General features: G+C 69.2%; 20 protein-coding genes and 1 pseudogene. 4 read left to right on the forward strand and 17 right to left on the reverse strand.

The window, feature by feature from the left end; all coding sequences use genetic code 11:
• Positions 1 to 188 precede the first annotated feature (188 nt).
• Positions 189 to 476: a hypothetical protein gene (locus QFZ50_RS11225; RefSeq protein WP_307084208.1), complete on the reverse strand. Its 288-nt coding sequence runs from the start codon at positions 474 to 476 to the stop codon at positions 189 to 191.
• 39 nt (positions 477 to 515) lie between these two features.
• Positions 516 to 971, reverse strand: coding sequence for a hypothetical protein (locus QFZ50_RS11230; protein WP_307084210.1), 456 nt, complete (start codon positions 969 to 971; stop codon positions 516 to 518).
• A gap of 37 nt (positions 972 to 1,008) precedes the next feature.
• Between QFZ50_RS11230 and QFZ50_RS11235 the strand changes: the two genes are divergently transcribed.
• Both QFZ50_RS11235 and QFZ50_RS11240 read left to right on the forward strand, forming a co-directional pair.
• A complete protein-coding gene (locus QFZ50_RS11235) occupies positions 1,009 to 2,148 on the forward strand; it encodes a hypothetical protein (RefSeq protein ID WP_307084212.1) in 1,140 nt (379 codons plus the stop codon).
• Between the two features lie 133 nt (positions 2,149 to 2,281).
• A complete protein-coding gene (locus QFZ50_RS11240; RefSeq protein ID WP_307084215.1) occupies positions 2,282 to 2,659 on the forward strand; it encodes an Hpt domain-containing protein in 378 nt (125 codons plus the stop codon).
• Positions 2,660 to 2,681: 22 nt separating this feature from the next.
• On the opposite strand, the gene QFZ50_RS11245 is transcribed toward QFZ50_RS11240, so the two are convergent.
• Complete coding sequence (locus QFZ50_RS11245; RefSeq protein ID WP_307084218.1) at positions 2,682 to 3,464, reverse strand: response regulator transcription factor; 783 nt, start codon at positions 3,462 to 3,464, stop codon at positions 2,682 to 2,684.
• Positions 3,465 to 3,660: 196 nt separating this feature from the next.
• On the opposite strand from QFZ50_RS11245, the gene QFZ50_RS11250 reads away from it, so the two are divergent.
• Both QFZ50_RS11250 and QFZ50_RS11255 read left to right on the forward strand, forming a co-directional pair.
• Positions 3,661 to 5,343 (forward strand): sensor histidine kinase, encoded by a 1,683-nt coding sequence (locus QFZ50_RS11250; protein WP_307084220.1) that lies wholly within the window; start codon positions 3,661 to 3,663, stop codon positions 5,341 to 5,343.
• On the forward strand, positions 5,344 to 5,967 hold the full coding sequence (locus QFZ50_RS11255; RefSeq protein ID WP_307084222.1) for a prepilin peptidase: 624 nt from the start codon (positions 5,344 to 5,346) through the stop codon (positions 5,965 to 5,967).
• A gap of 37 nt (positions 5,968 to 6,004) precedes the next feature.
• Here QFZ50_RS11255 and QFZ50_RS11260 read toward each other — a convergent pair whose 3' ends face one another.
• The 14 genes and pseudogenes from QFZ50_RS11260 to rplR form a co-directional block, all read right to left on the reverse strand.
• The gene (locus QFZ50_RS11260; protein ID WP_307084224.1) at positions 6,005 to 6,967 is read right to left on the reverse strand and encodes a tRNA pseudouridine synthase A; all 963 of its coding nucleotides are present in this window, start codon (positions 6,965 to 6,967) and stop codon (positions 6,005 to 6,007) included.
• A gap of 22 nt (positions 6,968 to 6,989) precedes the next feature.
• Positions 6,990 to 7,607: a 50S ribosomal protein L17 gene (gene rplQ / locus QFZ50_RS11265; RefSeq protein WP_307084225.1), complete on the reverse strand. Its 618-nt coding sequence runs from the start codon at positions 7,605 to 7,607 to the stop codon at positions 6,990 to 6,992.
• Between the two features lie 66 nt (positions 7,608 to 7,673).
• Complete coding sequence (locus tag QFZ50_RS11270) at positions 7,674 to 8,684, reverse strand: DNA-directed RNA polymerase subunit alpha (RefSeq protein WP_307084226.1); 1,011 nt, start codon at positions 8,682 to 8,684, stop codon at positions 7,674 to 7,676.
• Positions 8,685 to 8,835: 151 nt separating this feature from the next.
• Positions 8,836 to 9,237, reverse strand: coding sequence for a 30S ribosomal protein S11 (gene rpsK / locus QFZ50_RS11275; protein ID WP_026531448.1), 402 nt, complete (start codon positions 9,235 to 9,237; stop codon positions 8,836 to 8,838).
• A 151-nt stretch (positions 9,238 to 9,388) separates the two neighbouring features.
• Positions 9,389 to 9,766 (reverse strand): 30S ribosomal protein S13, encoded by a 378-nt coding sequence (rpsM, locus tag QFZ50_RS11280; protein WP_307084227.1) that lies wholly within the window; start codon positions 9,764 to 9,766, stop codon positions 9,389 to 9,391.
• 161 nt (positions 9,767 to 9,927) lie between these two features.
• Complete coding sequence (gene rpmJ / locus QFZ50_RS11285) at positions 9,928 to 10,041, reverse strand: 50S ribosomal protein L36 (RefSeq protein ID WP_026531446.1); 114 nt, start codon at positions 10,039 to 10,041, stop codon at positions 9,928 to 9,930.
• Positions 10,042 to 10,062: 21 nt separating this feature from the next.
• Positions 10,063 to 10,284 (reverse strand): translation initiation factor IF-1, encoded by a 222-nt coding sequence (gene infA / locus QFZ50_RS11290; RefSeq protein WP_019481515.1) that lies wholly within the window; start codon positions 10,282 to 10,284, stop codon positions 10,063 to 10,065.
• Between the two features lie 237 nt (positions 10,285 to 10,521).
• Positions 10,522 to 11,349: a type I methionyl aminopeptidase gene (gene map / locus QFZ50_RS11295; protein WP_307084231.1), complete on the reverse strand. Its 828-nt coding sequence runs from the start codon at positions 11,347 to 11,349 to the stop codon at positions 10,522 to 10,524.
• An 8-nt stretch (positions 11,350 to 11,357) separates the two neighbouring features.
• A complete protein-coding gene (locus QFZ50_RS11300; RefSeq protein ID WP_307086784.1) occupies positions 11,358 to 11,921 on the reverse strand; it encodes an adenylate kinase in 564 nt (187 codons plus the stop codon).
• Positions 11,922 to 11,926: 5 nt separating this feature from the next.
• The gene (secY, locus tag QFZ50_RS11305) at positions 11,927 to 13,237 is read right to left on the reverse strand and encodes a preprotein translocase subunit SecY (protein WP_307084232.1); all 1,311 of its coding nucleotides are present in this window, start codon (positions 13,235 to 13,237) and stop codon (positions 11,927 to 11,929) included.
• Between the two features lie 224 nt (positions 13,238 to 13,461).
• Positions 13,462 to 13,959 carry a 50S ribosomal protein L15 gene (rplO, locus tag QFZ50_RS11310; protein WP_307084233.1) on the reverse strand — a complete coding sequence of 166 codons (498 nt, stop codon included), beginning with the start codon at positions 13,957 to 13,959 and terminating at the stop codon, positions 13,462 to 13,464.
• Positions 13,959 to 14,177 (reverse strand): 50S ribosomal protein L30, encoded by a 219-nt coding sequence (rpmD, locus tag QFZ50_RS11315; RefSeq protein ID WP_307084234.1) that lies wholly within the window; start codon positions 14,175 to 14,177, stop codon positions 13,959 to 13,961. The genes rplO and rpmD overlap by 1 nt, the downstream gene beginning before the upstream one ends.
• Positions 14,177 to 14,915, reverse strand: a pseudogene (gene rpsE, locus QFZ50_RS11320) (30S ribosomal protein S5). Before rpsE ends, rpmD begins: the two are co-directional and overlap by 1 nt.
• Positions 14,912 to 15,295, reverse strand: a complete 384-nt coding sequence (gene rplR / locus QFZ50_RS11325) for a 50S ribosomal protein L18 (RefSeq protein WP_307084236.1) — start codon at positions 15,293 to 15,295, stop codon at positions 14,912 to 14,914. The pseudogene rpsE and the gene rplR overlap by 4 nt, the downstream one beginning before the upstream one ends.
• Position 15,296: the final 1 nt, after the last annotated feature.

A 15,296-nucleotide genomic window follows, 5' to 3' on the forward strand; every position in this document is an offset into this window, starting at 1 on the left:
CGCGCTTCTCCGCACCGGCGGTCCTCGGCTGGCAGTTCACGCTGCCGGAGGACCCCTCCGTCCATGGTCTCGAGGATGCCGCCGGGCGGCTCGCGGGGCTCGCCTCGGACCTCGAACGGTCGGCTGCCGGGCTGGCAGGCGCCACGCTGACCGGTGACCTCGCGCCCGTCCTCTCCGAGGTGGCCGGATCACAGCGGCGGGCCGTGAACCTCGCACTCGACGGGGCGATCCTCGTGGCCCTGCTCGGGGCGGTGGCCTGCGCCCGCCTGCGGAAGCCCCTGGCGCAGGAAGTGGCCCTCCCGCCGGGCCGGCTGGTCCCGGCATCGGTCGGCGCCGTCGGCACCGTCGCCCTCGCCGTCGTCCTCCCCCTCGTGACCGGCACCCGCGGGAACCTGCCGCCCCTGTCCGTGGCTCCCGCCGTAGCCCTGTCCGTGGCATCCCTGCTCCTCGCAGCGACGCTCCCGCGCGTGTTCCACCGTCCTCGCGGTGGCCACCCTCGGCCGGGGTCCGCCGCGTCAGGCCGTGCGGGCCTGCGATGGTCCGCAGCGGTCTTCGCCGTGGTGCTCGCCACGGGTGCCGGGCTGCTCGGGAGCGCTGCCGTGGGCAGCGCGGACGCCACCGCACGCTCGACGGCGAGTCTCGCCACCGGGGGCGATGTGCAGGTCCTGGTCCCGGCGGGTAGCGACGACGAGGCCGCCGCCCTTGCCGTGCCCGACGGGGCGGCGTCGTCCCGGGTGCTGCGGACCGCCCTCGATCTGCGGGGTACCGCCGGGGAACTGGTCGCGGTCGATGCGGCCTCGCTGTCCGCGGTGCTCCCCCGGGAGGACGGGCTCGACGCCGACCGGTTGGGGGATGCGCTGCGCGCCACGATCCCTGCACCCGAGCCGGCACTCGATCTCCGGCCGGCCGCGCGTCAGGTGCGCCTCCAGCTGGCCACCGAACCGTTCGGGACGCCGGCGGCCGGTTCGCAACGCGCTCTCCGCGTCGCCGTCGCCGCATGGGTCGAACGTGAGGACGGCGCCCTCACGAAAGTCCCCGCGGGCACGCTCTTCCCTCACCGCAGGCCAGACCCAGCAGCACTCGCTGTCCTTCACCGTCCCCGAGGGCGTGCGTGCCGAGGCCGTCGCGGCGCTCGACTTCGTCGTGGCGTCGCCCGAGGGGTCGCCGACGCCGGGTGGGGGTTTCTTCCTGACGCTCCTGCGTTCGTCCTCCGACGCCGGCATCGGATCCGGCGAGAGTCGCTTCGGCGCCGCATCGGACCTCGTCGTCGTGCCATCGCTCCCCGGGACCGCCGAGGCGGGGGTGGTGGCACCGGACGACGGAGCAGGCTTCGCCGTGGCCACCCTGCCCCGTGGGTCGCTGACGGTCCGGCTCGCGGCGCGCGTCGCCCTGGATCCCGTGCCCGTCGCCACGACAGCCTCCGCCGGGGCACGGGAGGGCGATGCTCTCGAACTGCTGGTGAACGGCACCGCCGTGGACGCCGTCGTCGCATCCGTGGAGCCCGTGCTGCCCGGCCTCGTGGGCGGGGCGGGCGCCCTCGCGGACCTCCGTGCCGTCTCCTACGCGTTGCTCGCCACCGAGGCGGGCCCTGCGGTGCCGCTCGAGCACTGGGTGTCCGGACCCGATCCGGTGCCGCTCGCTGCCTCGCTCCGCGCCGCGGCACCGCCGGGATCCTCGATCGCGACGGCGGCGGTCGACCCGCTGGGCGCTCCGCTCGCCCCCCTCGCGTGGCTGCTCCTGGTGCCCTGCCTCCTGGCGGCGGCCGGCGTCCTGCTGCCCGCCACGCCACCGGTGGCGCGTACGGCCCGGGCTGCCGAGGACCCCGGGCCGGACGGGGCGCCGGACCCGACGGTGGGCGCCGGGCTGTCCGGCGCGGCCGTGGCCGTCGGCGGTGTCGTGCTCGGGCTGGCGGCCGGTGCTGTCGCGGCCGTCACCGCGGTCGCTGGAGGCGGGAGCGCACCCTCTCCGACTCCGTCCCTCGACCCCGGCCTCCTCGCGGCCACGCTGCTCGGGTCGCTCGGGCTCGTGGCCTTCGCCTTCTTCCGCCGCGGCCGGGCCGGCACGACGCCGGGCGGGCGCATCCACGGGGAGGGCGCCGGCGGTGTACCGTCACCCGTGTCCGCCGTCGTCGCCCGCACGGGCGGGTGAGCCGGTCCATCCGCGTGAGGAGTTCGACGGAGGGCGGTCCGAAAGCCGCCTCCCGGTCAGCACTTGCGCATTTCTCGCTCAGTATCGGCCGGCTTCACCGTGAACGGTCAGACCCCGGCCGTAGCCTGAGGGAGTGCCGTCGAATAGTGCCCCCAAGAGCCTGCCGCTGCTGGACCTCGCCGTCCTGGCCCACCTCGAGCGGCAGCTGAACGACGCCCGGCCTGCCCGCGCTTTCGCCCGCGACTACATCGCCGGATTCGAGCATCGCTACCTCCGTCTCGAGAACTCGATCGGGAACCGCGACATCCCCGCTGCGCTCGACGCCGCCCTCAGCCTCCGCAACTCGTCCGCGATGATCGGTGCCGCACGGCTCTCAGCCCTTGCCGCCGGTTTCGAGGCGTCCGTCACCGCGTCGGACCTCGATGCCGCCCGCCGCGCCCTCCCCGCCATCGAGCGCTGCGGCCTGGACACCATCCTCGAACTCGAGGCCCGCTACCTGGCGGCAGGCTAGGCGACCAGCAGGACCAGCGGCGTCAGGAACGAACCGGTGTGAGCCGGTAACCGACGCCCCGCACGGTCTGCAGCCAGCGCGGACTCTTGGGGTCCTCCTCGAGCTTCCGGCGAAGATTGCCGATGTGCACCTCGATGGCGCGCTCGTCGGAGTCGCTGATATAGGTGTCCTCACCGTAGTAGTCACCGCGGACCACCCGCACCAGATCCGCCTTGGTCCGCACGGCGCCGTTGCTCTTGAGCATCTCGTTGAGGAGGTCGAACTCGCTCCGGGTCAGCGGCAGGTCCCGCCCGTCGAGCACCACGGTGCGCGCGGCCGCGTTCAGCGCCAGGCCGTTGTGCTCGACGACGGTGGGCGTCACGCCCACCGCAGCGGGTGCGACCTCGGGCGCCGGCGTCGTGACGGGGGCGGCGGGGGGCGCCTGGTCCGGGGCGATGCGCGGGCGGCGCAGCATCGCCGCGATCCTCGCCCGGAGCTCCCTCGGCCGGAACGGCTTGGTGAGGTAGTCGTCGGCCCCCGACTGCAGGGCCGTGAGGGTATCGAGTTCGTCGCCGCGCGAGGTCAGCATCACCACGTAGCAGGTGCTGAAGGCGCGGATACGCCGCAGCACCTCGTAGCCGTCGATGTCGGGGAGACCGACGTCCAGGGTGACCACCGAGGCATCGAGGGTCCGGACCAGTTCGACGCCTGCCCTCCCGTCCGGTGCCACGTGCACGTCGAAGCCCGACTGCCTGAGAACGGCCCCCACGAGATTCCGCACATCGGCGTCGTCCTCGATGACCACTGCCACCCCCGGATCGCTCATCGACCTCCGACCCCCCTCTGACCTGCGCTGCAACTGGTTCTACTCATCATGATCCCCATTGTGCACGGCGGAAACGGGGAATCGTGCCGCCTTGCATCCCAAAACGCGGACCTGCCTACATAATGGGAGCAGTACGTAGGTCTCAGCGTCGGAAAGTTCTTCATCATGCGGTTCTTCCTCTTTCCCCGGAAAGTGCGTGCCTAGGGACGCCGGAGCCGTGCGGTGGCGCGCGGTGGCCTCGAAGGCGAGCATCAGCCGTTCCGTGGTGCTCTGTCAGATCCCCCTGACCGTCATCGTCGTCGTCATCGCCGTGTCCGCCCCCCTCCTCAGGCCCGGCCTGACCTCCGATCCCGCGTTCGACCTGGGACTGTCGATGATCCTGGTGCTCCTGGCGCTGTCGGTCATCGTGCCGTGGCACGAACTGCCGCGCGGCAGTCTGCTGATCGTTCCGATCCTGGATTTCGTCGCGATCGCCCTGGTCCGCACCGGCGCCCTGGAGGTCCAGCCGGCCCTCGGCGTCCTGGCGGTCTTCCCCGTGCTGTGGCTGATGCGTTCCTCCCTGCCGCCGTGGGTGTCGCTGGCGCTGACCGTCCTCGGCTCGCTGCTCGTGACGTCATGGCCCCTGCTGGGGTCCTTCGATCCCGCGCAGCTGCGGTCCTACCTGGGCGTCCTGCTGCTGCCGATCGTGATGCTGTGCATCGCGGTCACCATCCGCGTGATGATCTCCGGTGCGCAGGCCCGGGAGATCGAGATCGAGCGCAAGGACCGGGAGCTCAACGACCTCCTCCGCGCCGCCATCGACCGTGAGCGGGTCCTCACGGCGATCCTCAACACCGTCGACGTCGGGCTGACCGCCGTCGACGCCCACGGCAACACCACCCTCACGAACCGCCAGCAGGAACTGTTCAACCGGCTCTCCGGTCACGACGACGGCCAGGGGGGCAGCATGGTGGGCGCGGACCGCGTGACACCGCTGGCGGTGGACAGGCAGCCGGTCTACCGTGCCCTCACGGGCGAGACGTTCGCCGACGAACTGGTGTGGGTGGGCGACGGCGACGCCCAGCGGGCCCTCTCGACCGCAGCACGCCCCATCAAGAACGCGGACGGCAGTATCGCCGGCGCCCTGATCGCCTGCAGCGACGTCACGGAGCTGGTCGAGGCCGTCACCGCGAAGGATGCCTTCATCTCGAACATCTCCCACGAGTTCCATGCGCCCCTGACCTCGGTGCTCGGCTACCTCGAACTCGTGATGGAGGACGAGCACCCGCTGCCCGGCCACCTCAGAGGCTACGTCGACGTGGCGGGACGCAACGCCGAGCGGGTCCTCCACCTCGTCGCCGATCTCCTCTCGACCGCCGGCGACCGCGTTCGGGTGCATCCGCGCCCCGTGGACCTCGCGGCCCTGATCGAGATGAGTGTCCGGTCCAACAGGTTCCGCGCCCAGAAGAACGGCGTGAAACTGAAGACCAATGCCCAGACACCCCTGTGGACGCTCATCGATCCCCTCAGGATCTCCCAGGTGCTGGACAACCTGCTCTCGAACGCCATCAAGTACTCCCCGGACGGCGGAGTGGTGACCATCCGTGCCGAGGAATCCGAATCCACGATCGACCTGCACGTCGAGGACCGGGGCATGGGCATGACGGAACAGGAGGCCCGGCAGGTCTTCTCCCGCTTCTACCGCACGCCGGCGGCACGCAGCGCCGACATCGACGGCGCCGGTCTCGGTCTGGCGATCACCAAGTCCATCGTCGAGAGCCACGGCGGATCGATCCACTGCGTCAGTGCACCCGGCAAGGGCAGCCGCTTCACAGTGACCCTGCCCGTCAACGGCGAAGTGAGCCGCATGCCCCAGGACTCCATCGGGGAATCCGTCTAGATGCTCCCGCATCTCCTGACCGGCGTCCTCGCCGCGGGCCTGGGGTATGCCCTGTTCACCCTGGCGGGACGGGATCCGCGCACGGCCCTGCCGGCGTCGCGACGCCTGCCGCTCTCGGTGCTCGCAGGCCTCCTGGCGGGCGCGGGGAGCGCGGTGAACGGCCAGCCCTGGAACGGGCCGCTGCTCGCCGTGCTCGCGGCCTTCGGCGTCCTGCTCGGAGCCATCGACCTGCGATCGGCGCTGCTGCCCGACGCCGTCCTCCTGCGGTTCACAGCCGTCTCCGTGCCGCTGCTCCTCGTCGCCGCGGCCGGTACAGGGAGATGGAGCGGGCTTGCCGGCGCGGCGGCCGGCGGCGCCACCCTCTGCGCCGTCTACCTCCTCCTCGCCCTCATCTCGGCAGGGGGCCTCGGCATGGGGGATGTGAAGCTCGCAGCCGTGCTGGGCCTGTTCGGCGGCTGGGGCGGGTCCGCGGCCTGGCTGGGGACCCTGCTGGGCGGATTCCTCCTCGGCGGCGTGGTCGGCCTCGCGGTGCTCCTGCTGCGCCGCGGGTCCCGCGGGTCGACGTTCCCGTTCGGCCCCGGCATGCTCCTCGCCGCGTTCGCGAGCCTGGCCCTGCTGGGTTAGGGCGGCCCGTCTGGGCGCGGACGCGGTCCCGGCCGTCTCAGTCGTCGTCGGTCGAGGCCTGTGATAGCGCCAGGTGTTCGGCCGTGCGCCGTGACCGGGTGAGGTCGGCGCGTGCGCCGACCTCCCCGTCGCCCGGGTACGCGATCTCCTCGAGGACGAGCGGGTGCGGCGCAGCGAGGATCGAGCGGGCGTCCTTGAGCCGGGCGGCGAGGCGATCCGCGAGCCACACCGGGGGCATCTCCCCCGACCCGACCCTCAGCGTCGACCCGATGAGCGCACGGACCATGTTGTGGCAGAAGGCGTCGGCCTGCACGGTGGCGGTGATGACGCCGTCGTGGCCGCGCGCGAACGCGTACCGCTGCAGTTCGCGGATGGTGGTGGCGCCCTCACGCGGTTTGCAGAACGCGGCGAAGTCCTGCATGCCGAGCAGGTGCCCCGCCCCCTCGTTCAGTCGCGCCACGTCGAGGGGCGCCGGGTACCAGAGGGTGGTGTGCCTCCGGAGCGGATCCTGGCCGGTTCCGGTGTCCGCGATCGCGTAGCTGTACCGGCGCCAGAGCGCCGAGAAGCGGGCGTCGAACCCCTCGGGCGCGCGCGTGGCGGCCCGGACGACGACGGCGGGCACGGAGTTGCGGACGGAGCGTCCGCGCCCCGTGATGCCGTCCGTGAGGACCCGGTTGATGGTGCCGGTGACCCGGCGGAGGAAAGCGTCGGCCGGGTCGACGTCGCGACCGCGTGCCATGCCGTGCCACTCCCCCGGTGTGAGGTCGACGTGCGCGACCTGGCCGCGGGCGTGGACGCCCGCGTCGGTCCGGCCGCCGACGGTCAGCCGCACCGGGCGGCGCAGGAGCGTGAAGAGCGCCTCCTCGAGGACGCCCTGCACGGTGGTGAGCCCGGGCTGCACGGCCCACCCCGAGAACAGGGCGCCGTCGTAGGCGATGTCGAGCCGGACACGCAGAAGCCCGCCGTCCCGGGGAGGGACGGCGGGCTTCTGGGTGATCATGGTGTGCGTCGGGAGGGAAGAATTACTTCTTCTCGTCCTCGACCGAACCCTCGACGACGACGACCTCGTCAGCGGCGCCTGCTTCGGCGTCGACCGTGGTGTCCTCGGCTGCGACCTCGTCGGCGGATGCCGCGGACTCGGCCGACTCGGCCGATTCAGCGGACTCGGCCGAGTCGACGGAATCTGCCGACTCCGGCGATGCCGGCGCTTCGGTGACCGGTGCTGCGGCGGCGGGAGACTTGGCCTGCTCGGCCTCGGCGACCACGGACTGCTTGGCGGACATGGGCTCCAGCACCAGTTCGATGACGGCCATGGGGGCGTTGTCGCCCTTGCGGTTGCCGATCTTCGTGATGCGGGTGTAGCCACCCTCGCGGTTGGCGACGGCCGGGGCGATGTCCGTGAACAGCTCGTGGACGATGCTCTTGTTGCTGATGACCGCGAGGACGCGACGACGCGAGGCGAGGTCACCCTTCTTCGCGAAGGTCACCAGGCGCTCGGCGTAGGGCCGGAGGCGCTTGGCCTTCGTCACCGTGGTGGTGATGCGCTTGTGCTCGAACAGTGAGGCGGCCAGGTTGGCGAGCATCAGGCGTTCGTGCGCCGGACCGCCTCCGAGACGTGGGCCCTTGGTGGGTGTGGGCATGGTTCTTTCTCCTCATTAGGGTGTCCGTCCGCCGCTCCGGGGAGCGACGGACGGACAGGTAGCGTTTTAGAGCTCTTCGTCGCCGTAGACGGCGTCGTCCTCTTCGATGGCGGCAGCGCGGGCGGCAAGGTCGAAGCCTGGAGGGGAATCCTTCAGGGACAGACCGAGCTCCACGAGCTTCGCCTTGACCTCGTCGATGGACTTCGCGCCGAAGTTGCGGATGTCCATGAGATCGGCCTCGGAGCGCGCAACGAGCTCACCCACGGAGTGGATGCCCTCGCGCTTGAGGCAGTTGTACGAGCGGACCGTCAGCTCGAGGTCCTCGATCGGCAGCGCCATGTCCGCGGCGAGTGCCGCGTCCGTCGGCGACGGGCCGATCTCGATGCCCTCGGCGGCGGTGTTCAGCTCGCGGGCGAGACCGAACAGCTCCACCAGGGTGGTGCCTGCGGAAGCGACGGCGTCACGGGGCGCGATCGCGTCCTTCGTCTCGACGTCGACGATCAGCTTGTCGAAGTCGGTGCGCTGCTCCACACGGGTCGCCTCCACGCGGAAGGTCACCTTCAGGACCGGCGAGTAGATCGAGTCGACCGGGATGCGGCCGATCTCGGAGTCGCCGGACTTGTTCTGCGATGCCGAGACGTAGCCGCGTCCACGCTCGATGGTCAGCTCGAGCTCGAACTTGCCCTTCGAGTTGAGGGTCGCGATGTGGAGATCCGGGTTGTGGAACTCGACGCCGGCGGGGGGCGCGATGTCAGCGGCGGTGACGACGCCGGGACCCTGCTTGCGCAGGTAGGCGACGACCGGCTCGTCGTGCTCCGAGGAGACGGCGAGGTTCTTGATGTTCAGGATGATCTCGGTGACGTCCTCCTTCACCCCGGGAACCGTGGTGAATTCGTGGAGCACTCCGTCGATGCGGATGCTCGTCACGGCAGCACCCGGGATGGAGGACAGGAGCGTGCGGCGGAGCGAGTTGCCGAGGGTGTAGCCGAAACCGGGCTCGAGGGGCTCGATGACGAACCGCGAACGGTTGTCGGCGACTACTTCTTCAGTCAGGGTGGGGCGCTGTGCAATAAGCACTTACATATCCTTTCAGGAAGCATCCGCTATATGACGCTTCGAAATGGGCGGGACTGCGGGTCAGCCGGCTCAAAAGCTGCTGGAACGGCACCGAACCGCCCTGCCGGACCGCGGAGGTCCTGCAGGGCGGCACGGTGACCGGCACGTCTGGTTAGACGCGGCGGCGCTTGGGCGGGCGGCAGCCGTTGTGCGCGCTCGGGGTGACGTCCGAGATGGACCCGACCTCGAGGCCCGTGGCCTGCAGCGAGCGGATCGCGGTCTCGCGGCCCGAACCCGGGCCCTTCACGAACACGTCGACCTTCTTGACGCCGTGCTCCTGTGCGCGCTTCGCAGCGGCCTCGGCGGCCATCTGCGCGGCGAACGGGGTGGACTTGCGGGAGCCCTTGAAGCCGACCTCGCCGGCCGAGGCCCAGGAGATGACCGCACCGCTCGGGTCCGTGATGGACACGATGGTGTTGTTGAAGGTGCTCTTGATGTGCGCCTGACCGAGCGCGATGTTCTTCTTGTCCTTGCGACGCGGCTTACGGACCGCTCCACGAGTCTTGGGGGGCATTACTTCTCCTACGAAGGTATTGGGTAAAGCATGTGATCAGCTGATCGGAGCTGTCCGCGGATTGAAAGGATCAACCTGCGGATGGGCCCCTGATGGCCGGGTTCCCTGGCCGGGCGAGCGATAGCGAGCCCGGTTAGGGTGCCATGAGGGACTAGCGTCCGACCTTCTTCTTGCCTGCGACCGTACGCTTCGGGCCCTTGCGGGTACGGGCGTTCGTCTTCGTACGCTGTCCACGTACGGGAAGGCCGCGGCGGTGCCGAATGCCTTCGTAGCTGCCGATCTCGACCTTGCGGCGGATGTCGGCTGCAACCTCGCGGCGGAGGTCACCCTCGACCTTGAAGTTGCCTTCGATGTAGTCGCGGAGCTGGACCAGCTCGACGTCGGTGAGGTCCTTGACGCGCGTGTTCGGGGAGATCCCCGTGTCGACGATCGTCTTCTCTGCACGGGTCTTGCCCACGCCGTAGATATAGGTAAGCGCGATGACTACCCGCTTTTCGCGGGGGATGTCTACGCCAGCGAGACGTGCCATGTGGCGGTGCTCCTTTGGTGGTACCGGAGGTCTGGAGCAGAACGTCCCCGGAACACGTGTTCCGGTCCCCGGCCTCCGAGCCGGGGGTGTACGTTCCTCGCGGAACGCTGTTCTGCCGTTGGGATACTTCTACGCGTGGGAAGAACCTCGGGACGAGGTTCTTAGCCCTGGCGCTGCTTGTGGCGCGGGTTTTCGCAGATGACGAGGACGTTGCCCTTGCGGCGAACCACCTGGCACTTCTCGCAGATACGCTTCACGCTCGGCTGGACCTTCATGGTTTTCCTTTGCGTTCGTTCTTATTTGTAGCGGTAGACGATACGGCCCCGGGTGAGGTCGTACGGGCTCAGTTCCACCACGACCCGGTCCTCGGGGAGGATCCGGATGTAGTGCTGACGCATCTTGCCCGAGATGTGGGCGAGAACAATGTGTCCGTTGGCCAGCTCAACGCGGAACATCGCGTTGGGCAGCGCCTCGTTCACAGTGCCTTCAATCTCAATGACACCGTCTTTCTTGGCCATATCCTCCGCTAACGTCTATGCCCACCAGTTGCGTGGCGGGCGGGTTTGGGGTTTTGATTGTCGGACCCGCAGGGAGCCGGAGCTCGTCTCGCGGGCAGGTCTCCGGAGCCCAAATGGGCACGGAAAGCAGAGACAACCAACAGACAACTCTACGCTACCGTCCGCGGATAGTTAAATTGGGGCGCGCTCCCCACCGTCTGGGGCGCCCGGCGAGGTGCGTCCCGCGGGCCGGCCGGGTCAGTCCTGCAGCGCGACCGGCGTGACGCCGAGGGGTTCGAGCCGTGACGCTCCCCCGTCCGGCGCCGAGAGCACCCAGATGCCGCCCCCGTGCACCGCGACACTGTGCTCCCACTGGGATGCCCGCTTGCCGTCGGTGGTGACGACGGTCCAGTCGTCGTCGAGCACGGCCGTCTCGAGGCCTCCCTGGACCAGCATGGGCTCGATGGCGAGGCACAGGCCGGGCCGGACCTTCGGCCCGCGGTGGCTGCTGCGGTAGTTCAGGACGTCGGGCGCCTGGTGCATCTGGGTGCCGATGCCGTGCCCCACGTAGTCCTCGAGGATCCCGAGGGCCGGTCCGGGGACGGAGGAGACGTAGTCGTCGATGGCCGAGCCGATGTCGCCGACGAACCGGGCGGAGGCCAGGGCCGCGATCCCCCGCCACATCGCCTCTTCCGTGACGTCCGACAGCCGGACGTCCTCGGGCCGTGGCGTGCCGACGATCAGCGTACGCGCGGAGTCGGAGTGCCATCCACGGACCACGGCGCCGCCGTCGATCGAGATGATGTCGCCGTCCTGCAGGGTGTAGCCGCCCGGGATGCCGTGGACGACCTCGTGGTTGACGGAGGTGCAGACGCTGGCCGGGAAGCCGTGGTAGCCGAGGAAGTTCGACGTCGCGCCCTCCTCCCGGAGCACGCCTTCGAAGACCTCGTTCAGCTGCGCCGTCGTGACGCCCACGGCGGCCGCGGCCACCGTCTCGTCGAGGGCCCGCGACAGCACCAGCCCTGCATCGCGCATCGCGAGCATCTGGGCGGTCGTCTTGTACTCGATCTTGGGCTGGCTGAACATGCGGGGTCCTAGCTCGGGACGGTGAGTGCTGCCATGACGCGCTCGGTGACCTCGTCGATCGTGCCGATGCCGTCGACCTTCGTCACGATGCCGCGTTCGTCGTAGCGTGAGACGACGGCCTCCGTCTGGTCGTGGTAGAGACCGAGGCGGTGGCGGATCACCTGCTCCTTGTCGTCGGAGCGCCCGTCCAGCGCTGCACGCCCGAGGAGCCGCTTCACGAGCTCCTCGTCGTCGGCGGTCAGCTGGAGGACCACGTCGAGCTCGAGGTCGTTCTCGCGCAGGATGTCGTCGAGTTCGGCGACCTGCGCCGCCGTGCGCGGGTAGCCGTCCAGGAGGAAGCCCTCCCGGACGTCGTCGGCCGCGAGGCGGTCGCGCACCATGCTGTTGGTGACGCTGTCCGGCACGAAGTCCCCGGCGTCCATGTACTTCTTGGCTTCGACGCCGAGCGGCGTCTCACGCCGGACGTTGTCACGGAAGATGTCGCCGGTGGAGATCGCGATCACGCCGAGGCGCTCGGAGATCCGTGCGGCCTGGGTGCCCTTGCCCGATCCGGGGGGACCGATGATCAGCATTCTCGTCAACGCAACAACCCTTCGTAGTGACGCTGCTGGAGCTGGGCGTCGATCTGCTTCACGGTCTCCAGTCCCACGCCCACCATGATGAGGATCGACGTGCCACCGAACGGGAAGTTCTGGTTGGCGCCGATGGCGACCAGCGCGATGAGCGGGATCAGGGCCACGAGGCCGAGGTACACGGCGCCGGGCAGCGTGATGCGGGAGAGCACGTACTGGAGGTACTCGGCGGTGGGACGACCGGCACGGATGCCGGGGATGAATCCCCCGTACTTCTTCATGTTCTCGGACACCTCGTCCGGGTTGAACGTGATGGCCACGTAGAAGTACGTGAAGAACACGATCAGGAGGAAGTACAGCGCCATGTACAGCGGGTGGTCGCCGCTGGTCAGGTAGGTGGTGATCCAGTTGACCCACTCGGCCGGCGCGGTGCCGTCCTGGGGGGTGTTGAACTGGGCGATGAGGCTCGGCAGGTAGAGCATCGAGGACGCGAAGATCACGGGGATGACACCCGCCATGTTGACCTTGATGGGGATGTAGGTGCTGCTCCCGCCGAGGGTGCGACGACCGACCATCCGCTTGGCGTACTGCACGGGGATGCGGCGCTGCGACTGTTCCACGAAGATGACGAGGGCGACGACGACGACGCCCATCGCGAGCACGAAGGCGAAGACCGTGGCGCCCTGGGTGCGGAGGATCTCGCCGAGCGAGGTGGGGAAACCGGCGGCGATGGCCGTGAAGATGAGCAGCGACATGCCGTTGCCCACGCCCTTCTCGGTGATGAGCTCGCCCATCCACATGATGAGGCCGGTGCCGGCGGTCAGCGTGATGATCAGCAGGACGATGGTGATCAGCGAGTCGTCCGGGATCAGGGGCACCGGGCAGTTGCCGAGGAGTGCACCCGAGCGGGCCAGCGAGACGAGGGTCGTGGCGTTCAGGAGGCCGAGGGCGATGGTGAGGTAGCGCGTGTACTGGGTCAGCCGGGACTGGCCCTGGGCGCCTTCCTCGTGCAGCTCCTGGAAGCGGGGAATGACCACCCGGAGGAGCTGCGTGATGATGCTGGCCGTGATGTACGGCATGATCCCCAGCGCGAAGATGGAGACCTGGAGCAGTGCTCCGCCGCTGAAGAGGTTGACGAACTGGTAGAGCCCGCCCTCGGTGTTCCCGAGCTGGAGGCACTGCTGGACGTTGCCGTAGTCGACGCCCGGGGCGGGGATGAAGGCCCCGAGCCGGAAGATGGTGATGATTCCCAGCGTGAACAACAGCTTGCGCCGCAAGTCTGGCGTCCGGAATGCCCGGCCAATAGCGCTAAGCAAGCGTCCTCCTGAAGGTCTGTTGGTCCTGAGGCGGACCGTACACAACAACCGAGTCTAACGGTTGGTCACCGGTGAGAGAGAACCGGCGGGGAATGGGTGGCTGGAGCCGAAAAAAAGACTCCTGGTGGGCCGATCGACGTCGGCCCACCAAGAGTCTAGTTCCTCCGTGCCATGGATCACAGCATCCCTCCCCCGGACGCACCGGGAGAGGGACGCCGGACGACCTACAGCTCGGTGACGGTCCCGCCGGCTGCGGTGATCTTCTCTGCAGCGGATGCGGAGAAGGCGTCAGCCGAGACGTTGACGGCCACGGTGATCTCGCCGGTCCCCAGCACCTTCACGGGCTGGTTCTTGCGGACGGCACCGTTGGCCACCAGGCTCTCGACCGTGACGTCGCCGCCGGCCGGGTAGAGCTCGGACAGCTTGTCCAGGTTCACGACCTGGAACTCGACGCGGAACGGGTTCTTGAAGCCGCGCAGCTTGGGAAGTCGCATGTGCAGCGGCAGCTGGCCGCCGGCAAATCCTGCCTTCACCTGGTAGCGGGCTGCGGTTCCCTTGGTGCCACGGCCTGCGGTCTTACCCTTCGAACCCTCACCACGGCCGACACGGGTCTTCGCCGTCTTGGCACCCGGTGCGGGGCGGAGGTGGTGGACCTTGAGTGCGTGGACGCGCTCGGCCTTGGCCTCGGTTGCGGCCGGAGCCGCGGTGTTGTTCTCTGCCATTAGTTGGCCTCCTCAACCTTCAAGAGGTGCGGAACCGTGTTGATCATGCCGACGGTGACGGCGTCAGCTTCACGGACCACGGTGTGGCCGATCCGCTTCAGACCGAGCGACCGCAGCGTGTCGCGCTGGTTCTGCTTGCCGCCAATGGCGGACTTGATCTGGGTGATCTCCAGCTTCGCCGTGCTCACGAGCACGTTCTTCGGGGTGATCGCGGTCATCACGCACCTGCCTTCTGAGCTGCGATCGCGCGCAGCATCTGGTGGGATGCGACCTCGTCGAGCGGCAGGCCGCGGCGGGCCGCGACTGCCTGGGGCTCTTCGAGGCGCTTCAGCGCGTCAACGGTCGCGTGAACGATGTTGATGGCGTTCGCGGAACCGAGCGACTTGGAGAGGACGTCGTGGATACCGACGCACTCGAGGACCGCACGCACCGGACCACCGGCGATGACGCCGGTACCCGGGGAGGCGGGACGGAGAAGCACGACGCCGGCTGCTGCCTCGCCCTGCACCAGGTGCGGGACGGTGCCACCGATGCGCGGAACGCGGAACATCGTCTTCTTGGCTTCCTCGACGGCCTTCTGGATGGCGGAGGGGAACTTCCTTCGCCTTCCCGTAGCCGACGCCGACCATGCCGTTGCCGTCGCCTACCACCACGAGGGCGGTGAAGCTGAAGCGCCGGCCGCCCTTGACGACCTTGGCGACACGGTTGATGGTGACGACGCGTTCGATGAACTTGTCCTTGTCGTCGTTGCGGCCGCCGTCGCGCCCGTCGCGGCCACGGCCGCCACGCTCGCCACCGCGGGAGTTGCCGCCGCGCTCGCCACCACGGGTGTTGCCACGGCCGCGGTTCGCATCAGCCGACGCGGTCTCGGTGGTGCCTGCAGCCGGAGCGTCCGCCGCGGGCTGCTCTGTAGCCGTATTCAATGGGGCTCCCTTTGCCTTGTTCTCCTCGGTCACAGTGCCAGCCCACCTTCACGTGCGCCGTCTGCGATTGCTGCAACGCGACCGTGGTACTTGTTGCCGCCACGGTCGAAGACGACCGCCTCGACGCCGGCAGCCATGGCACGCTTTGCAACGAGTTCGCCAACGCGCTTGGCCTTGGCGGTCTTGTCACCGTCGAATGCACGGAGGTCCGCTTCGAGGGTGGAGGCTGATGCGACAGTCATGCCCTTGGTGTCGTCGACGACCTGCACGAAGACGTGGCGGGCCGAACGGTTGACGACCAGGCGGGGACGGACAGCCGTACCCGAGACGCGCTTGCGTACCCGGAGGTGGCGGCGTCCACGCGAGGCGGACTTGCTCTTCGAGCTGCGCTTCTTGTTGATGCTCAGACCCATG

It is taken from the genome of Arthrobacter agilis, assembly GCF_030816075.1.
Lineage (GTDB): Bacteria > Actinomycetota > Actinomycetes > Actinomycetales > Micrococcaceae > Arthrobacter_D > Arthrobacter_D agilis_E.

Bases quoted from the DNA above. Each gene is read 5' to 3' on its own strand.
- QFZ50_RS11245 (WP_307084218.1), bottom strand. From the start codon at position 3,464: ATGAGCGATCCGGGGGTGGCAGTGGTCATCGAGGACGACGCCGATGTG.
- QFZ50_RS11255 (WP_307084222.1), top strand. From the start codon at position 5,344: ATGCTCCCGCATCTCCTGACCGGCGTCCTCGCCGCGGGCCTGGGGTAT.
- QFZ50_RS11260 (WP_307084224.1), bottom strand. From the start codon at position 6,967: ATGATCACCCAGAAGCCCGCCGTCCCTCCCCGGGACGGCGGGCTTCTG.
- rplQ (WP_307084225.1), bottom strand. From the start codon at position 7,607: ATGCCCACACCCACCAAGGGCCCACGTCTCGGAGGCGGTCCGGCGCAC.
- rpsK (WP_026531448.1), bottom strand. From the start codon at position 9,237: ATGCCCCCCAAGACTCGTGGAGCGGTCCGTAAGCCGCGTCGCAAGGAC.
- rpsM (WP_307084227.1), bottom strand. From the start codon at position 9,766: ATGGCACGTCTCGCTGGCGTAGACATCCCCCGCGAAAAGCGGGTAGTC.
- rpmJ (WP_026531446.1), bottom strand. From the start codon at position 10,041: ATGAAGGTCCAGCCGAGCGTGAAGCGTATCTGCGAGAAGTGCCAGGTG.
- infA (WP_019481515.1), bottom strand. From the start codon at position 10,284: ATGGCCAAGAAAGACGGTGTCATTGAGATTGAAGGCACTGTGAACGAG.
- map (WP_307084231.1), bottom strand. From the start codon at position 11,349: ATGTTCAGCCAGCCCAAGATCGAGTACAAGACGACCGCCCAGATGCTC.
- QFZ50_RS11300 (WP_307086784.1), bottom strand. From the start codon at position 11,921: ATGCTGATCATCGGTCCCCCCGGATCGGGCAAGGGCACCCAGGCCGCA.
- rplO (WP_307084233.1), bottom strand. From the start codon at position 13,959: ATGGCAGAGAACAACACCGCGGCTCCGGCCGCAACCGAGGCCAAGGCC.
- rpmD (WP_307084234.1), bottom strand. From the start codon at position 14,177: ATGACCGCGATCACCCCGAAGAACGTGCTCGTGAGCACGGCGAAGCTG.
- rplR (WP_307084236.1), bottom strand. From the start codon at position 15,295: ATGGGTCTGAGCATCAACAAGAAGCGCAGCTCGAAGAGCAAGTCCGCC.